The sequence below is a fragment of the Streptococcus sp. HMSC072C09 genome (genome assembly GCF_001813105.1).
Lineage (GTDB): Bacteria > Bacillota > Bacilli > Lactobacillales > Streptococcaceae > Streptococcus.
The window spans coordinates 1-658 of sequence record NZ_KV811486.1; the positions used below are offsets into that span (position 1 = coordinate 1).

At 33.4% G+C, this 658-nt stretch carries 1 protein-coding gene; it reads left to right on the forward strand.

Annotated elements, in window-relative coordinates; translation table 11 throughout:
• The coding region (locus HMPREF2893_RS02355) for an ATP-binding cassette domain-containing protein (protein ID WP_148131908.1) at nucleotides 1-356 on the forward strand (356 nt) is incomplete at its 5' end.
• Nucleotides 357-658: the final 302 nt, after the last annotated feature.

The window sequence follows — 658 nt, forward strand, 5'->3', positions numbered from 1 at the left end:
ATGATACTATTCGCTACAATCTCAGTTTGGGACAGGAGTTTTCAGATCAAGAATTAGAGACTGTTTTAAGACAGGTCAAACTCGACCATGAACTAACTGATGGGCTTGATTTTGTAATCACTAATAACGGAGAAAATATTTCAGGCGGACAACGAGTCCGGATTGAACTAGCCCGCTTCCTACTTCGTAAAAAGGATATTTTATTAGCAGATGAGGTAACTGCAGCTCTTGACGCAGAAAATAGCCAGATGGTTCGAGACTTGATTTTCTCACTACCGATGATGGTGTTAGAAATCGCTCACCATATTGATAATGAAAGTCGATACGATCAAGTCATTGAACTAAGAAAGACTTGATTTTATATTGAACCCAATATGTTGGATAAATAATTTAAATTTCTTTTATTTAAAATGGAAGGATAAGCCTAAACAAAAAAATAAGTCCTTTTGTTATCTTTATAAGTTTTACATGATTTACTTGTGGTTTATCTTCATAATTTCCATAATGGCTATCGGTATTTTATCCCTTGGAGTAGTAGCTGGTATGGGAAGAAAACTTCCGTTTGGTTTCTTCGTTTTATCTGTTTTAGGTGTAGTTCTATTTAGTTTCTATATTTTTAGTATTCTAAAAGAGATAAAGGAATTAAAGCAAATAAAAG